This is a genomic window from Ensifer sesbaniae, assembly GCF_013283665.1.
Lineage (GTDB): Bacteria > Pseudomonadota > Alphaproteobacteria > Rhizobiales > Rhizobiaceae > Ensifer > Ensifer sesbaniae.
This window is the reverse complement of sequence record NZ_JABEKU010000003.1, coordinates 290,837-307,703: the sequence shown is the minus strand read 5'-3', so window position 1 is coordinate 307,703 and position 16,867 is coordinate 290,837. Positions and strand designations below refer to the sequence as shown.

The following is a 16,867-nucleotide window of genomic DNA, read 5'->3' as shown; positions in this document are numbered from 1 at the left end:
CGCTGTATGCCGTCGCCGTCAGCAGCATCGAAGCCGGGATCGGGACGAATGGGAAAGACGGCCGGCTGCAAACACGAAAAAGCCGCGGCACGAACCACGGCTTCATTTCATAGGCTACTTGCGAGCGGGACGATTTCAGGCTGCCATCGACTGGCTGGCGAAAACGCTGGTCAGGATCTTGCGGTCGAAAGGCTTCAGCAGGAAGTCGTCGGCGCCGGCCCGCTTGCCGGCCATCATCTTCTTCAGATCCGCCTCGACGACGCAATAATAGATCCGGACCGACGGGCCGTTCGGAAGCCGCCGGATGTTGCCGATGAGCTCGAGCGCGCCTTCCAAGCCGGCATCGATGATCAGGATGTTCGGGAGCTCTGCCTCGCAGCGGACGAGCGCCTCGAGGCTGTTCGACGCTTCGTAGACCATGAAGCCCATGCCGGACAGGATACGTTTCCCAACCTTCCGAACGACATCCGAGCCGTCGGCAATCATCAAGCGCCGCATGTCCAACTCCCTTCACAACTTACCTATACGCGTACTCGCAGGCTTGAAACAACTCTATACAAATTTGGGAAAGAATTCGTTACGGAGTTTGCTTAACGTTGCCTTTCTTCGCTACGTCAACCATCTGAAAAGATTAAAGTTTCCAGAAACGGACAATGTGCGAGAAACGGAACGTAACGGGCGGCGAACCCGCGCCAGCGCATGGGATCGCCCGTATTTGCACGTCGAAATATGGAACGGTTGCCGTCGAAAATGAAACCTCAGGCTGCAACACGCGTGGTGAAGATGATCTCCTCACCGGTCGATGCAACCTCGATCGTCATGCCCGCTTCCTCGCCGAGGAGCACGGTGTAGTAGGGCTGGATCGAATGCGCGTCGACAGCTTCTTCCGGTGTGCCGGACAGCAGTTCCGTCAGCTTCGGCGGCACGCGCATCATGCGGCCTTTTGCGACCAGGGTGAAGACGGCGTCGAATTCCGGGTTCTCCAGCGTCACGTCGATCGAACCGCCACGCGGGATCGCGCCATAGGCGATGAGGAAGAGGTTCAGGAGCAGCTTGACCCGGTTCTTGGCGATGATCGCGCGCGGGCCGTGCCAGTTGACCTCGGTCTTCTTCTCGGCCGCCGCAAAATCCTTGGCGGCCTTCTCCGCTTCGCCGGTGTCGATCGAGGCTCCGACCGAACCGGATGCGCCGAAGGCGAGGCGGGCGAACTTCAGGCGGACCGATGCGTTGAGCGCGCTGGTCCGGATCAGGTCCATCGCATCGGCGTCGGCGCCGCCCTCGTCCAGGAGTTCCAGGCCGTTGTTGATGGCGCCGACCGGCGAGATGATGTCATGGCAAACCCGGCTGCACAGAAGCGCGGCCAGATCGGGTCCCGTCAATGTCAGGTTCGGATTCGTTGCCATCGTGTATCCTTGTTGGTTCCGCCGCCCGCCCTTGGGGGCACGCGCCATCGTGACGCCGGTAAAGCCTCATGCGAAAAGACGCAAGCCACGGGCTGCCCGGCGCAGCCGTTCATCAGTGGATCATAATGACACCACATTTGGTAAACCGATTGTTAAGACCATCGGTTCAAATTGCATGGAAATGGTCCAGACCCTTCACTGGCCGCGCAGTGATCTGACTGGCGGCCACTGCAAACCCGCAAGCGAGCAACATTCGCGCCTGACGGAGGAAACGATGCATCAGATCATGAAGGCAGCCAAGCAGGCCTGCCGTGTATTCCTGGCCACGGTGTTCCTGGTCGCCGCTGCCCAAGGGACGGCGCATGCGCAATCTGCGAACAACAGCCAATATACGATGCAGGAAATCGTCGATGCCGGTCACGGTTTCTTCGGCGAAACATCAGGCGGCTTGGCGAAAGTCGTCGAGCGCGCCTTCGAGCGCTACGGCCTGCCGAACGGCTACATTCTCGGGCAGGAAGGCTCGGGCGCATTCATCGCCGGCCTCACCTATGGCGAAGGCGAACTCAATACCAAGAACGCCGGCCAGCACAGCGTCTTCTGGCAAGGCCCCTCGCTCGGCATCGACTGGGGCGGTCAGGGCAGCCGCGCCATGATGCTCGTCTACAATCTGCCGAGCGTGCCAGCGCTCTACAAGCGCTTCGGCGGCGTCTCCGGTTCGGCCTATGTCGTCGCCGGCGTCGGCATGACGGTTCTGACCGACGAGCAGATTGTCGTCGTTCCGATCCGCACCGGCATCGGCGCACGGCTCGGCATCAATGTCGGCTATCTCAAGATGACCCAAACCCCCACCTGGAACCCCTTCTGAGGCCCTACTGCATACCCCCCTAAATCGGCATCGATTTAAGGGCAAATTTATGCAGCAGATCTAAAGTGCGACAGCGCGCGGCGCTGTAGTCGGGTCAGCGCGGGCAAAATCCCGCGCCAGACACTTGCAGCGCACGAAACGTCATGTTTAGTGCAATGAAGCGAAATGCGCAGCGCCTGCCGGACCGCGAGGCCCGGCAGGCGCTGCGGTTCCGATACAGATTTGAAACGGCCAGCTCGTGATCCAATTCGCGCTTCTCTTTGCCCTGGGATTTCTGACGGCGATCATCATCGTCCTGCTGGTCGCTCCGGCGATCCACCGCCGCATCGTGCGCTTTGCCGAAGATCGACTGAAGGCCACCATGCCGCTCAGCCCGCAGGAGGTGCGCGCACAGAAAGACGCTGCCCGCGCGGCCTATGCCGCTGAAAACGCGCGCATGCAGCAGGCCCTGAAACGCGAGCGCGACAAGGGCGTGTCGCTGATGCTGGCCAACGAGAAGAGTTTGCAAGAGGCGCGGCGCCTCAGCGGCGAGAATGCCGACCTGCATGCGCAGCTTGCCGACATGAACGTCGAAGCGGCCGACATGCGCTCCGCCATCCGACAGTTCGAACAGCGCCTGGAACGGATGAAGGCAACGCTCGACAACGTCGAGCGCGACAACGCCGGAAAATCCGACGAGATCCAGAAGCTCGGCATCCAGCTCGCTCAGCATGCCGCCGAGATCGACAATCTCAAGATCAGTCTGGCCGCGCGCGAAACCGAGGTCGAGCATCTGAAAAGCCGGATTACCACGCTGCGCGATGAGCGCGAAGCCCTGCGCGGCGATCTCAAGGCCGAGACGACCCATGCCAAGGAAATGGAGCTGCGCCTCTCGCGCGACGAAACGCGGCTCCACCGTCTGGAAGACAAGCTTGCGCGCGAGATGGCGACCAGCGCCGACCGCGAGAGCGCGCTCGAACGGCGAGCAGGGGAAATCGAACGGCTGAAGGCCAAGGTGAAGGATACCAACCAGGAAATGCGCGATGCGGCCAAGGCCCTGCGCGCCGCCGGTATCGCCTTCCCGCTGCGAAAGGAACGCCGTCCGGCCGCCGAACGGGCCGCCAATGGTTCCGTCTCCCAGTCCGATCAGCCGGCCGGCGAGGTGCTGGGCTCTGCCGCCGCCGATGATCTGCGCAACCGCGCCACCGCGCTTTCGGAACGCCTGACCAATTCGAAATCCGCCGCCCACGACGACGCTCTACGCGACGAGGTTGCGGCAATTGCCGCCGGCATGGTCGCGCTGACGGCGACGAACGAAGGCCCCTCTTCGCCCATCCTCAACCTGTTGGCAGGCGACGAGCAGGAGCAAGGCACTGCCAAGCGCGAGAGTTTGGCGAAGCGGGCGAAGGACATGCTGCCGCGCGAATAGAGCCCGTTGGTCGGGCAGACCGTTGACGCCGTCGGCGCACGCGCCGGTCGCCCGGTCACGGGATCGGTCCACTTGCAGTCATGGTAAGCCTGTGAACGGGCGGTCAGATCCGGCCGTTGATCAGTGCCACCTGGTGCAGGGCAATGCCCGCGGCGGTGGAGACATTGAGACTGTCGAGGCCCGGGCGCTGGCGGATGCGCGCCGTGTGGACAGAGGCCAGCACCGATTGTGGCAACCCCTCCCCTTCGGTTCCCATCAGAAGTGCCGTGCGCGCCGCCGGCGGGATCGCGCCAAGCTCGGTGTCACCGGCGGGCGAGAGCCCCCAGATCGCAAAGCCCGCCTGCTGCAGCCGCTCCAGCATGGTGGCGACCGAACCTTCGCGCGCAAAAGGCACCGTCAGCACCGAGCCGACGGAGACCCGGATCGCCTTGCGGTACATCGGGTCGCAGCACGTCTCATCCATCAGCACGGCATCGACCCCGAAGGCCGCGGCGTTGCGGAAGAGCGCGCCCATGTTGTCGTGGTTGGAGATGCCGCAGGCCGCCAGAACGAGGCTCGACGCGGGCAGCGACGCGATCAATGCATCGCGGCCGGGCTCACCGTCGCGGCGGCCGAGCGCAAGCACGCCCCGATGCATGTTGAAGCCGGCGATTGCATCGAACACCTGCGCGTCCGCCACATAGACCGGTACCGACGGCGGGAACCGTTCGAGAATATCCTGAACGCCGGAAAGCCGGTTTTCGAGCAGCAGGATCGCCTCGGCCGCAAAGCCACGCCCGGCTTCCTGCGCCGCCGCCAGCATGCGCAGCACCACCGTGCCTTCGGCGATGAAGCGGCCCTGCCGCCCCGTCAGATCGCGCTCCTTGATCGAGACGAAGCCGGCAATCCGGGGATCGGCGGGGTCATCGATGCGCTGGACGGGCGGAAGGGCATTCGACATGTCGTCAGTTCGTCCTGACGGTGACGTCGGCAACGATGCGGCCGGCGCCGATGTCGAACACGATGGCGCGCGGCTCCGACCCCGGCAGGTTGCCGTAGAAGAGCACCTGGGAGCCGGAGAGCGCCACGTTCGTCACCATGAAACCGGCGGGAAGCGCTGCGACCGCATTGACCGGCGCTTCGCTCGGAACGACGGCAGCGGCGGCCTGAACGGGTGCCTTCGCGTCCGTGCGTGTCAGCTTGTAGACAATCGTCCCAAGGACGGCCATAAGCATGATCAACATGACGCCGGCCGAGACGAGCTGAAGCTTCACCATCTTGCGGCGGACATTTTCCATGGCCGGATCTAGCGGCTTGTCTTCCTGGTCATCGGGCTCGATTGCGGTCATGGCTGGCCTTTTTTCGGATTTGGAACGGAATGAACGACCCCTTTAAACAAGCGACGGCCAATAGGAAAGTCCTGACCGCAGGCGAGGATGCCACGGGGCGCCTTGATTCCTTCCTCACGGACGCACTTTCGGGTGAATTCTCCCGCAACCGGATCAAGAGCCTGATCGAACAGGGCGCGGTGTCGATCAACGGCAAGCCGGTGACGGAAGCGAAGAAGAAGGTCCATCCCGGCGACGTCTTCGAGATCGATCTGCCCGAGCCCGAAGACCCGGAGCCGAAGGGCGAGGACATCCCGCTCGACGTGCTCTACGAGGACGACGACCTGATCGTGCTTTGCAAGCCCGCCGGCCTCGTCGTGCATCCTGGCGCCGGCAACTGGACCGGCACGCTGGTCAACGCGCTGATCCACCATTGCGGCAGCAGCCTGTCGGGCATCGGTGGCGTCAAGCGCCCGGGCATCGTCCATCGCCTCGACAAGGAGACGAGCGGCGTCATGGTCGTCGCCAAGAACGATGCCGCGCACCGCCATCTCTCGGAGCAGTTTGCCGACCATGGCCGCACCGGTCCGCTCGAACGCGCCTATCGCGCCGTCGTCTGGGGGCGCCCGCGGCAGTTGAAGGGGACGATCGACGCGCCGCTCGGGCGCGCCGGCGACCGGACCAAACGCGCGGTCAAGCGCGAGGACAGCGACGATGCCCGCGAGGCGATCACCCATTATGAGGTCGTCGAGCGCTATCTCGAAAAGCCGGATGGCACCTGCCTGGCGTCAACCGTGGAATGCCACCTCGAAACGGGGCGCACGCACCAGATCCGCGTGCACATGGCCCATATCGGCCATCCGCTGATCGGTGACCCGGAATACGGCGCCGCCTTCCGCACCAAGGCGAATTTGCTGCCGGATGCGGCCAAGGCCGTCGTCAATCAATTCCACCGCCAGGCCCTGCACGCCTTCATGCTGCAGTTCGAGCACCCCACGACCGGCGAAACCATGCATTTCGAAGCGCCTGTGCCGGCCGACATGGAGCAACTGATCGAGGCCTTGCGCGGCGAAGTGTGAGCGCGCCCCTTGAATTCTGCTGTCAGGATTCCAATCTAAGGCTTAGTCTCTGTTCGTGACTTCCTGTCACCCGGCGTCACAGTTTGGTGAAACCGGAGTCCTTGAATCATGCTTTCGCCGTACTTATTTTCTAGGCTCGTGGGGTCTTGACGAAGACCCACATGCCCGGCTTGCCGACCGGAAGCCGGAGACGATTAAAGGGGGGTGCTTCTATGGCCCGAAACAATTTGCCGACCATTGCCGCTGGTGAAGGTGGCCTCAATCGTTATCTCGACGAAATCCGCAAATTTCCGATGCTGGAACCGCAGGAAGAGTACATGCTCGCCAAGCGGTACCAGGAACATGACGACCGCAACGCGGCGCACAAGCTGGTCACCAGTCACCTTCGCCTCGTCGCCAAGATCGCGATGGGCTATCGCGGCTATGGCCTGCCGATCGGTGAAGTCGTATCCGAAGGCAATGTCGGCCTGATGCAGGCCGTCAAGAAGTTCGAGCCCGATCGCGGCTTCCGGCTCGCGACCTACGCGATGTGGTGGATCAAGGCGGCGATCCAGGAATATATCCTGCGCTCATGGTCGCTTGTGAAAATGGGCACGACCGCCAATCAGAAGCGGCTGTTCTTCAACCTGCGTCGCCTCAAGGGCAAGATCCAGGCGCTGGATGAAGGCGACCTGAAGCCCGAACAGGTCAAAGAAATCGCCACCACGCTCAAGGTGAGCGAGGACGAAGTGGTTTCGATGAACCGCCGGCTTTCCGGTGACGCGTCGCTCAACGCGCCGATCAAGGCGAGTGAGGGCGATGCCGGCCAGTGGCAGGATTGGCTTGTCGACGACCACGACAACCAGGAAGAAATCCTGATCGAGCAGGACGAGCTCGAAAGCCGCAGGGCGCTGCTCGCCAATGCGATGAAGGTGCTGAACGACCGCGAGCGCCGCATTTTCGAGGCGCGCCGCCTGACCGAGGAGCCGCTGACGCTCGAGGATCTTTCGGCCGAATTCGACATCAGCCGCGAACGCGTGCGGCAGATCGAGGTGCGTGCCTTCGAGAAGGTCCAGGACGCCGTGCGCAAGGCCGCTCTCGAGCGCGCCAACGCCTTGCGGGTCGTCGAAGGCGCCGTATAAGGCCCCTCGCGTCCCTTACGGTGGCGCGGCAGCGCCATGAGCCAAATGAAAAACCCGGCGGATCGCTCCTGCCGGGTTTTTCTTTGTCCTGTCGTGTCTCGGGGCTTACTGGCTGTTGGTCGCCGCGTCCGTTGTCGGCGCGGCCGCCCAGGCGCGCAGCGCCTGATTGAAGGCGTCCGTTCCGCTCGGTCCCTTCTCCAGCGTCAACAGTGCGCGCCGGCCGTTCCTGTAGGTCAGCGGAATGTCGATCCAGCTGCGACTGCGCAGCAGTTCGGTGTTGTTGCCGATCGCGTCCTTGGAATCGTTGAGCGCGATCATATGGAAGTCGTCGGTGATCTTGGCCGGGACGGCGATCAACGCGTCACCCCGATCCTGCTCCGTACGCTTCATCGAAACGCGCTGCACGCTGTCGATCGCGCCGCCTTCGAAGTTCTGCGGCAGCGAGAAGACGAATTCGATGACATGACTTGCCGGCAACGACTCGTCGGCGTTGCGCTTGATCGTCATCAACGCAGTGAGGCCCCGGTCCGGAATGGTGATCTGTGCCTGGACGGCCGGTTCGGGCTTGGCGTCACCGCCGGGCGATTCTTCCTTCACCGACCACGCAACGGTTCCCGGAATGGCCGTCGGCGAAGACTGGCCGAGGCGCTCTTCGTAGAGGAACATCTTCTCGCCATTGGCGATCGCAATCTCCGGTGTCGTCGGCTGTCCACCAGTCTGCTGTCCGGCCGGCGGTGTGCCCGCTTGACCGGCCGTTCCGCCCTGGGCACTAGCCGTTTCCAAAGGCTTGCTCGCCTCGGTCTGCTGCGCCACGGACTTGCCTTCCTGGCCGGTGCCCTCGCCGCTTGCGGTGGCGGGCCCATTGTCGACTTCGGAGCCGTCATTAAGCAGGCGCTGGGTGAATTTCGTCGAGGTGTTGTCCGGGACCGCCGTGTCGTCGTGTTGTGCCGGTTGCTGCTGCGTCGCTTCTCCCTGGCCATCTGCCGGCGGAGCGCTCTCTTCTGCCGGCGATCCTCCGATGTTTGAAACGGCCGAAGTGACCGACGCCACGATCCTCGAAAGCCAGGCGTTGCCCGCTTCCCGATTCTGCCAGTAGGCGAAGCCGCCACCGCCAAGCGCCAGCAAGATGATTGCAGCGATGGCAAGGCGCTTGATGCTGAAGCGCGACGGCTTCGGTGTAGCCCGGTAAGATGACGGCCGTGATGCTGCCGGCGCCGGTCCCTCGGCGCCACGTTCCGGCTCGCGCGCAGCCGTCGATGCTGCTGCACCCGCCGTCGCTGCGGTCGCGGCACTTTCGAAACCGAGCAGGTCGTCGATGTGGTCCCAGGCCGTGCCGGCGCGATCTTGCTGGCTCTGGGGAGTATCGGCCGCCGCCTGTCCGGTCTTCTCGATCGGCCAGGACCAATCGGCAATCTCCGGTTCCGCGCTCTTTTCGGTGCGCCGTTCCTCGAATGCCGCGAAGGGATCGTTATCGTCGAACGACCAGTTGCGCGCGGTATCGGCCTTCGGGGGCTCGGCTGCAGCACTCGGCGTCTCCGCCGGCACATCCTGCTGCGGCTCTTCCACCGGATGCATGCCGAGGAGCTCGGGCCCATGGGCCTGCTCGTCCTCCTCGACCTGCTGGTCCGCAGGAGCGTGCGTCGCCATCGGAGTGGCGGTTTCCCATTCCGGCAGGTCCCACTCGGAGGCGGCCGGCTTTTCTTCGGCGGCAGCCGCCGGAGCATCCCATGCCGGCTCTTCGACCGAGCGAGGTTCCTCGTCCACCGGCGGAGGGGGTGCAGTCACATCGTGCGTTTCGTCCGCAGCCGGTGCCGCATACTCCGCGGCCTCGTAAACCGGGACATCTGCCTGCGGCTCTTCGACGACGGGGGCGCTCGCCTCGTCGATCGGAGTATCGGTCGTTTCGACCACTGGTTCTTCCGCAGCCGGCTCTGCCGCGGCTACTTCCGCCGCTTCGGCGGGATGGTCGGCATACTGCGCCGGCTCCTCTTGAACCGCCGCACCATGTTCGTCCGCTTCCGGTGCCGCTTCCTCGGCGACCGCGACCGGCTCGCTTTCGCCAGCCGGTTCGGGCTGCGCTTCAGGCTCGGGAACGATTTCCTCGACCGGCTGCTCGACGGCTACGGTTTCGGACGCATCCTCCACCACTTCCGTCTCTTCGAGAGAGGGCAAGGCCTCGGCATATTCGCTGTCGACTTCGGCGATCGCGTTTTCGAGTTTCGCCAACTGGCGATTGATCATGTCGTCCGACGGACGCGGGTTCATGTTTTCGAGCTGGCGGCGCACGGCCGCGCGCGCCTTCTCGTATACCCTGTCCCGCATTTCGGGTGTGTTTTCCGACAGGCCGTCAACGGTCCTGCGAATAACTGCAACAAAATCCGCCATTAGTACTTTCTCATACGCCCAGGTATGTCTTTGCGATCGCGACGCAATGTCATTTCGCCGACACTAGTCCTCAAAGGGGTCCGTCACAAGTATTGTGTCGTCCCGTTCGGGGCTGGTCGAAAGAAGAGCGACCGGCGCACCGATCAGTTCTTCGACCTGACGAACGTATTTGATCGCTTGCGCCGGAAGATCTGCCCAGCTGCGTGCGCCGACCGTCGATTCCTTCCAGCCTTCGAGTGTAATATAGACTGGCTTTGCCGAAGCTTGCTGCGCCTGGCTTGCCGGCAGGTGATCGATCTGCTGTCCATCCAGAGTATAACCGACGCAGATCTTCAGCTCGTCGAGACCATCGAGCACGTCGAGCTTGGTGAGCGCGATGCCGGTGATGCCATTGGCAGCAACCGACTGGCGCACCAGTGCCGCGTCGAACCAGCCGCAGCGGCGCTTGCGCCCCGTCACCGTACCGAATTCATGCCCCTTTTCGCCGAGGAACTGACCGATTTCATCGGTGAGCTCGGTCGGGAACGGGCCCTCACCGACGCGCGTCGTGTAGGCCTTGGTGATGCCGAGGATATAGCCGAGCGAACCCGGGCCCATGCCCGAGCCTGCCGCGGCCTGGCCGGCAACGGTGTTCGACGAGGTGACGAACGGATAGGTGCCGTGGTCGATGTCGAGCAGCGTGCCCTGCGCGCCTTCGAACAGGATGCGCGCGCCCTTGCGGCGGGCCTTGTCGAGCAGCACCCAGACGGTGTCCATGAACGGCAGCACCTTGGCGGCGACAGAGGAAAGCTCCTGCATGATCGCCTCGTGGCTGATTTCCGCTTCACCGAGACCGCGGCGCAGCGCGTTGTGGTGCGTCAGCAGGCGGTCGACCTTGGCCGGCAGGGTATCGAGGTCGGCGAGGTCCATGACGCGGATGGCGCGGCGGCCGACCTTGTCTTCATAGGCCGGGCCGATGCCGCGGCGCGTCGTGCCGATCTTGGTGCCGCTGTTGGAGGCCGCATCTTCGCGGATGCCATCAAGCTCGCGGTGCAGCGACAGGATCAGCGTGGCGTTGTCGGCGATGCGCAGATTGTCCGGCGTGATCGCAATACCCTGCTTGCTGAGCTTGTCGATTTCGGCAATTAGCGCATGCGGGTCGATGACGACGCCGTTGCCGATGACGGCAAGCTTGCCGGGACGGACAACGCCGGAAGGCAGGAGCGACAGCTTGTAGCTGACGCCGTCGATCACCAGGGTATGGCCGGCATTGTGACCGCCCTGAAAGCGCACGACGATATCCGCGCGTTCGGAGAGCCAATCCACAATCTTGCCTTTGCCTTCGTCACCCCATTGGGAGCCGACCACTACGACATTCGTCATAATTCTCTTCCTGTGCAGGCGCGCAAACGAGGCTGCGCTGTTCTCAAACCCGCGCATCTATACTGTGTTGTCATCCGGAAAGCGACCCCGTTATATAAGGCGTTCCGCCCTTTTTGCATGACAAGGCCGGGATTTAGCGCCTATATCTTCGTCTCTCCCGCCATCCCGGCAACAGGTCCCCATCCTCGCACAGGTCCGAGCATCGTGAATTCCAGAGCCTATGTCTATCTCTGCGTCACCGCACTCTTCTGGGGCGGCAATTCCGTCGCCGGCAAGATGGCGGTCGGGCACGTGAGCCCGATGATGCTGACGACCCTGCGCTGGGTCTTTGCGCTGGTCGTCATCCTGGTGCTGATGACGCCGCAGATCCGTCGCGACCGGGACAAGATCCGCAAGCACTGGCTGCAACTGCTCGCATATGGCGCGATCGGCTTCACCACCTTCAACGCCCTGCTCTATTCGGCGCTGAAATATACGAGCGCCATCAACGCCGTCATCCTTCAGGCCGGCATTCCGATGCTGATCTTCCTGTTCAACTTCATGCTGTTCCGCACGAAGGCATCGATCGCCCAGGTGATCGGCTTCACCGTTACCCTGATCGGAGTATTGGTGACGGCAGCCCACGGCGACATTTCGAGCCTGTTGACGCTCGAGTTCAATTTCGGCGACGCGCTGATGATCGCCGCCTGCGTGGTCTATGCCGGCTACACCGTGGCACTGCGCTACAAGCCGGTCATGCACTGGCAGAGCTTCATTGCCGCGCCTGCGTTCGGCGCACTCATCAGCGCCCTGCCGCTGCTCTTCTGGGAAATCAGCAGCGGCACGGCGATCGTGCCGGATACCACCGGCTGGATCATCGTTCTCTATGCCGCGATCTTCCCGTCGCTGATGTCACAGGTGCTCTATGTTCGCGGCGTCGAGATGATTGGCGCCAACCGGGCGGGCCTCTTCATCAATGCGATTCCCGTTTTCGGAACGCTTCTTTCCGTGTTGCTGATCGGCGAGACCTTCCGCCTTTTCCATCTTGTCGCCCTCCTGCTCGTGCTTGGCGGCATCGCCATTGCCGAGAGGGGTCGCCCGCACTGACGAGCCCTCACGCCTGCCGGCAAAGGTCGCGCGATGCAATTGCTGGAGGTCGGGAGGCGATTCGGCCTTGGTCGCAGAGGATGTTTCTATCGCCTTCTCCTCGGGGGCCAAGGCATTTTCATCTATCAGACGAGAAGCCGCTCCATATAGAGCGCTTCCTCGCCATAGCTTGAGAGCTTCAGCGCCAGCCGCTCGTCCATGCGCACCTCAAACCCCTGTCTTTCCCAAAAGCCGCGGGATCCGTTGACGGAGACGAGCGACATCGACCGGAACCCTTCTGTCTTGGCGACATCCTCGAGCATCGGAAGAACTCCGCCCCCTGCTCCGGAGCCACGCATCTCGGGGAGAAGTGCCAGATCGTGGATGTACCAGGTGTCGGCGGCGTCAGGAATTTCGCCAAGCATGGTATTCAGCGATGGTGGCGCGCCTCTGAGCCAGGGATGGCTCAACACATGACCCCGCGACTGCCCGTCCGCGTCCAGCATGAAGCAACTGGCGGGGCTCAAGGCGATGCGATCGGCAAGCACGGCATCATCCTCGGGGAACGCCTGGTGAACCACAAGCTGGATCTCCGATACGGAAACGAGGTCTGGCAGGCTTGCCTCGCGCCAGCGGAACGTCATTTCGGTCATTTCTCATCACACGCTCTGAAACAGGAAAACGCACCGGCGGTCACCGGTGCGTCCTCGACATGTCCCGTGATTGGGGTCGACGAAGCGGCAGATCTTGCTGCCGCTTCCCGTGCCGGCCTCAATCGATGTTGAAGACCAGCGGCTTTGCCTGGCGAATTGCCTTGTTGGCGCGCAGCTTGTCAAGCACGGTCTCGGAAACGGCAGCGTCGACATAGAGCAGAGCGATCGCGTCGCCGCCTTCCTTCTCGCGGCCGAGCTGGAAGTTGGCGATGTTGACGCCGGCATCGCCCAGCGTCATGCCGATGAAGCCGATCATGCCGGGAACGTCAGTGTTGGTGATGTAGACCATGTGGCTGCCGACATCCGCATCGAGGTTGATGCCCTTGATCTGGATGAAGCGCGGCTTGCCGTCGGAGAACACGGTACCGGCGACCGAGCGCGTCTGGTTCGCCGTCGTCACCGTCAGCTTGATGTAGCCGTCGAAGACGCCGGTCTTGTCACGCTTGACCTCGGAGAGGATGATGCCCTTTTCCTTGATCATGACCGGCGCCGAAACCATGTTGACGTCGGCGACCTGCGGCCGGATCAGGCCGGCGAGCACCGCGCTCGTCAGCGCCTTGGTGTTCATGCCGGCGGTCGAGCCGTCATAGAGGATCTCGATTTCCTTGATCGCGCTTTCGGTGACCTGGCCGACGAAGGCGCCGAGAACGTCGGCAAGCCGGATGAACGGCTTGAGGATCGGCGCTTCTTCGGCGGTTATCGACGGCATGTTGATGGCGTTGGAGACGGCACCCTTGACCAGGTAGTCCGACATCTGCTCGGCCACCTGCAGGGCGACATTCTCCTGCGCTTCCGTGGTCGAAGCGCCGAGATGCGGCGTGCAGACGACGTTCGGCAGGCCGAAGAGGGGGCTTTCCGTCGCAGGTTCGACCTCGAAGACGTCGAAGCCGGCGCCGGCGACATGACCCGACTTGATCGCTTCGGCAAGCGCCTTCTCGTCGACCAGACCACCGCGGGCGCAGTTGATGATGCGCACGCCCGGCTTCGTCTTGGCGATCGCTTCGGCGCTCAGGATGTTGCGGGTCTTGTCGGTCAGCGGCACGTGCAGCGTGATGAAATCGGCGTGCGCGAGCAGCTCATCGAGCTCGACTTTGGTGACGCCCATTTCCTCGGCGCGCTCCTTGGAGAGGAACGGGTCGTAGGCGAGCACGTGCATCTTCAGGCCGATGGCGCGCGAGCAGACGATCGAGCCGATATTGCCGGCACCGATGACGCCGAGCGTCTTGCCGGTGATCTCGACGCCCATGAAGCGCGACTTCTCCCACTTGCCGGCCTGGGTCGAGGTATCGGCCGCGGGAAGCTGGCGGGCAACGGCAAAGAGCAGCGCGATCGCATGTTCGGCGGTCGTGATCGAGTTACCAAAAGGCGTGTTCATGACGATGATGCCGCGGCGCGAAGCGGCCGGAATGTCGACGTTGTCGACGCCGATGCCGGCGCGGCCGATAACCTTGAGGTTGGTCGCAGCCGCGATCAGCTTTTCCGTCGCCTTGGTGGCCGAGCGGATCGCAAGACCGTCGTAGTTGCCGATGATTTCGGCGAGCTTGTCCTTGTCCTTGCCGAGCTTCGGCTGGAAATCGACTTCGACGCCGCGGTCGCGGAAGATCTGGACGGCGGTTTCCGACAGTTCGTCGGATACGAGAACGCGAGGTGCCATGAGAGGCCTCCTTACTTAGAGATCAGGTCTGAATAGGAATGCGGATAGCCGGCCTCGCCCCCTCCCCGGGAGCGAAGCGGATCACTTTCATCTGTGCGGGACGCGGGCAGAGTACATTTTCCTCACCCGCTCCGGATCAGGCCGCGGCCTGCGTCAATGTCGCCTTCTGGGTCTCGAAGGCCCAGGTGAGCCACGGCATCAGCGCTTTCATGTCGGCGGCCTCGATGGTAGCGCCGGCCCAGATGCGAAGACCGGACGGCGCATCGCGGTAATGGCCGATGTCGAAGGCGACGCCTTCCTTCTCGAGTAGCGCAACCACGCCCTTGGCGAAGGCGGCCTGACCATCGGTGTCGAGCGCCAAAACGTCCTTGTCGACGATCTTCAGGCAGACCGAGGTGTTGGAGCGGGTCTCGTCCTTGACCGCCAGGTTGGCGATCCAGTCATTGGCGGCGATGAAGTCGAAGATCACCTGCGCATTGGCATCGGCGCGGGCCATCAGGCCCTTGAGCCCGCCGACCTGCTCAGCCCAGAGCAGTGCGTCGATATAGTCCTCGACGCAGAGCATCGACGGCGTGTTGATCGTCTCGCCGGAGAAGATGCCCTCGATCAGCTTGCCGCCCGAGGTCATGCGGAAGATCTTCGGCAGCGGCCAGGCCGGCACGTAGGTGAGCAGACGCTCGACGGCGCGCGGCGACAGAATGATGACGCCATGGGCGCCCTCGCCGCCGAGGACCTTCTGCCAGGAGAAGGTGACGACGTCGAGCTTGGCGAAGTCGAGGTTCTGCGCGAAGGCGGCAGAGGTCGCATCGCAGATCGTCAGGCCCTTGCGGTCGGCCGGGATGAAGTCGGCATTCGGCACGCGCACACCGGAGGTCGTGCCGTTCCAGGTGAAGACCACGTCGCGGTCGAAATCGACCTTGGAAAGATCGGGCAGTTCGCCGTAGCCGGCTTCGAACTTGCGAACGTCGGCAAGCTTCAGCTGCTTGACCACATCGGTCACCCAGCCGGCGCCGAAGCTTTCCCAGGCAAGCATATCGACGCCGCGCTGACCGAGCAGCGACCAAAGCGCCATTTCGACGGCGCCGGTATCGGAAGCGGGCACGATACCGATACGGTAGTCGGCCGGCACTTCGAGAATGTCACGGGTAAGATCGATGGCCTGCTTCAGCTTCGTCTTGCCGATCTTGGCACGGTGCGAACGACCGAGCGGAGCATCGGAGAGAGCATCGAGCGTCCAGCCAGGGCGCTTCGAGCAAGGACCAGAGGAGAAATGGACATTGTTCGGACGGAGGTCCGGCTGTGCAGGCTTTGCCATGTGCTATCCTTCCAGATAGATAGCCCTTCGTTGGGGAAGGGTGTCCCGCCGTCGTCGATATTGTGGCCGGGACCGGAAGTCAAGCGCCTTTGTCGCAATCGAGAAAATTTATGGCGCCGCAGGCAACATCTGAAAAGCCTGAGCAAGGCCAGCCGATCGATTGTCAGAGGCGACGCCCTTCTTGCGCCGCCGTCCGCACCGGTTTCGAGAGATCAGAAGGAGAAGCGCAAGCCCGCCCGGATCTCGTGGCGCGACAGCCCGTCGTCGAAGCCCTTGTCGCCGCTGGCGCCAACAAGCGCCTCGGCGCCGAAGCCGAACATCTCGCCATCGGCGACATGCGAATAGCGATAACCGACATCGAGTTTCAGCTGTTCGCTGAGATCATAGGAAACGCCAGCCATCAGCGCGTAGGTGAATCGCCAACTGTCGCGCCCCTCGTAGGCGGCGGAAGTGGGCGCGCCGCCGACGCAAGCGCCGCCGCCGGCCACACAAGTGGCCCTTTCGATTGCGCTGTCCCAGTTGAGGCGTGTCGCACCGATGCCGCCGCCGACATAGGGCGTGAAACCCGCAAGCGTGCCGAAATCCAGATAGGCGTTCGCCATTAGCCCAAGAGCCGAATAGCCGGCACCGGTCGATAAAGCACAGGACGTGCCGGCCCCCTGCCCCGCGCAAGGACTTGCCGACGACGACGAACCGCTGAACCGGCCCTCGAAATATTCGGCCGTCAGGTCGGCGCGGAACGTATCGGTGAGCTGGTAGCCGATGCCGAGCGAACCGGAGAACGGTTTGTCAAAACGGGCATTGTCGAAGGAGACGCTGTCATAGGTCAGCGTTCCCGCATCGAAGGTCCGGTAATAGGGGTCGCCTTCGCCGCGCCAGGGCGCATAGCCGATATCGCCACGCAGGTAAATCGCACTGGTGCCGGCCGCTTCCTTCTCGATGGTGATCTCCGGGGCATTCAGAAGATCCTCGTCTGCCGCCAGCGCCGAACCGGAAAGTAGCAGCAGGCCGGCACCAAAAGCGGCTCCGCAGAACCCGTTTCGCCAATCCATGCCCATGCCCTTTCACCACTGCTATCCGTGCGGGATGGAGCCATGCCGTCGCCGCTTCGTTCAGCGTTAACTATTGCAGCGACTGGTTAACCCACGGTTAACCATACTCGTTAGGAAACGGGCAAAGATTGGCGGCCA

The 16,867-nt window shown here is 63.1% G+C and carries 15 protein-coding genes; 5 read left to right on the top strand and 10 right to left on the bottom strand.

All coding sequences use genetic code 11. From position 1 onward, the window contains the following. Positions 1 to 135: 135 nt before the first annotated feature. Positions 136 to 498, bottom strand: coding sequence for a response regulator (locus BHMPCIPO_RS30010; protein WP_034806707.1), 363 nt, complete (start codon positions 496 to 498; stop codon positions 136 to 138). Between the two features lie 260 nt (positions 499 to 758). Next, a complete protein-coding gene (gene chpT / locus BHMPCIPO_RS30005; RefSeq protein WP_173520474.1) occupies positions 759 to 1,403 on the bottom strand; it encodes a histidine phosphotransferase ChpT in 645 nt (214 codons plus the stop codon). Positions 1,404 to 1,677: 274 nt separating this feature from the next. Here chpT and BHMPCIPO_RS30000 point away from each other — a divergent pair, with 274 nt between their 5' ends. Together BHMPCIPO_RS30000 and BHMPCIPO_RS29995 are read left to right on the top strand one after the other, a co-directional pair. After that, on the top strand, positions 1,678 to 2,268 hold the full coding sequence (locus BHMPCIPO_RS30000) for a DUF1134 domain-containing protein (RefSeq protein ID WP_173520473.1): 591 nt from the start codon (positions 1,678 to 1,680) through the stop codon (positions 2,266 to 2,268). Positions 2,269 to 2,506: 238 nt separating this feature from the next. Next, positions 2,507 to 3,676, top strand: a complete 1,170-nt coding sequence (locus BHMPCIPO_RS29995) for a coiled-coil domain-containing protein (RefSeq protein ID WP_173520472.1) — start codon at positions 2,507 to 2,509, stop codon at positions 3,674 to 3,676. Between the two features lie 103 nt (positions 3,677 to 3,779). On the opposite strand, the gene BHMPCIPO_RS29990 is transcribed toward BHMPCIPO_RS29995, so the two are convergent. Then, positions 3,780 to 4,616, bottom strand: coding sequence for a TrmH family RNA methyltransferase (locus BHMPCIPO_RS29990; RefSeq protein ID WP_173520471.1), 837 nt, complete (start codon positions 4,614 to 4,616; stop codon positions 3,780 to 3,782). 4 nt (positions 4,617 to 4,620) lie between these two features. Beyond that, a complete protein-coding gene (locus BHMPCIPO_RS29985; protein WP_173520470.1) occupies positions 4,621 to 5,004 on the bottom strand; it encodes a hypothetical protein in 384 nt (127 codons plus the stop codon). 29 nt (positions 5,005 to 5,033) lie between these two features. Between BHMPCIPO_RS29985 and BHMPCIPO_RS29980 the strand changes: the two genes are divergently transcribed. Beyond that, the gene (locus BHMPCIPO_RS29980) at positions 5,034 to 6,062 is read left to right on the top strand and encodes an RluA family pseudouridine synthase (RefSeq protein ID WP_173520469.1); all 1,029 of its coding nucleotides are present in this window, start codon (positions 5,034 to 5,036) and stop codon (positions 6,060 to 6,062) included. 212 nt (positions 6,063 to 6,274) lie between these two features. Next, positions 6,275 to 7,183: an RNA polymerase sigma factor RpoH gene (gene rpoH / locus BHMPCIPO_RS29975; RefSeq protein ID WP_173520468.1), complete on the top strand. Its 909-nt coding sequence runs from the start codon at positions 6,275 to 6,277 to the stop codon at positions 7,181 to 7,183. A 105-nt stretch (positions 7,184 to 7,288) separates the two neighbouring features. Here the strand turns inward: rpoH and BHMPCIPO_RS29970 are convergent, their stop codons facing one another. Both BHMPCIPO_RS29970 and BHMPCIPO_RS29965 read right to left on the bottom strand, forming a co-directional pair. Beyond that, on the bottom strand, positions 7,289 to 9,568 hold the full coding sequence (locus tag BHMPCIPO_RS29970; RefSeq protein ID WP_173520467.1) for a hypothetical protein: 2,280 nt from the start codon (positions 9,566 to 9,568) through the stop codon (positions 7,289 to 7,291). A 63-nt stretch (positions 9,569 to 9,631) separates the two neighbouring features. Then, positions 9,632 to 10,930: an adenylosuccinate synthase gene (locus BHMPCIPO_RS29965; RefSeq protein ID WP_173520466.1), complete on the bottom strand. Its 1,299-nt coding sequence runs from the start codon at positions 10,928 to 10,930 to the stop codon at positions 9,632 to 9,634. A 204-nt stretch (positions 10,931 to 11,134) separates the two neighbouring features. Here BHMPCIPO_RS29965 and BHMPCIPO_RS29960 point away from each other — a divergent pair, with 204 nt between their 5' ends. Beyond that, positions 11,135 to 12,016, top strand: coding sequence for a DMT family transporter (locus BHMPCIPO_RS29960; RefSeq protein ID WP_173520465.1), 882 nt, complete (start codon positions 11,135 to 11,137; stop codon positions 12,014 to 12,016). 125 nt (positions 12,017 to 12,141) lie between these two features. On the opposite strand, the gene BHMPCIPO_RS29955 is transcribed toward BHMPCIPO_RS29960, so the two are convergent. The 4 genes from BHMPCIPO_RS29955 to BHMPCIPO_RS29940 form a co-directional block, all read right to left on the bottom strand. After that, positions 12,142 to 12,648 carry a GNAT family N-acetyltransferase gene (locus tag BHMPCIPO_RS29955; RefSeq protein WP_173520464.1) on the bottom strand — a complete coding sequence of 169 codons (507 nt, stop codon included), beginning with the start codon at positions 12,646 to 12,648 and terminating at the stop codon, positions 12,142 to 12,144. 118 nt (positions 12,649 to 12,766) lie between these two features. Next, complete coding sequence (gene serA / locus BHMPCIPO_RS29950) at positions 12,767 to 14,362, bottom strand: phosphoglycerate dehydrogenase (RefSeq protein WP_173520463.1); 1,596 nt, start codon at positions 14,360 to 14,362, stop codon at positions 12,767 to 12,769. A gap of 136 nt (positions 14,363 to 14,498) precedes the next feature. Then, positions 14,499 to 15,677, bottom strand: coding sequence for a phosphoserine transaminase (locus BHMPCIPO_RS29945; RefSeq protein ID WP_173520462.1), 1,179 nt, complete (start codon positions 15,675 to 15,677; stop codon positions 14,499 to 14,501). A gap of 212 nt (positions 15,678 to 15,889) precedes the next feature. Beyond that, complete coding sequence (locus BHMPCIPO_RS29940) at positions 15,890 to 16,729, bottom strand: outer membrane protein (protein WP_173520461.1); 840 nt, start codon at positions 16,727 to 16,729, stop codon at positions 15,890 to 15,892. Positions 16,730 to 16,867: the final 138 nt, after the last annotated feature.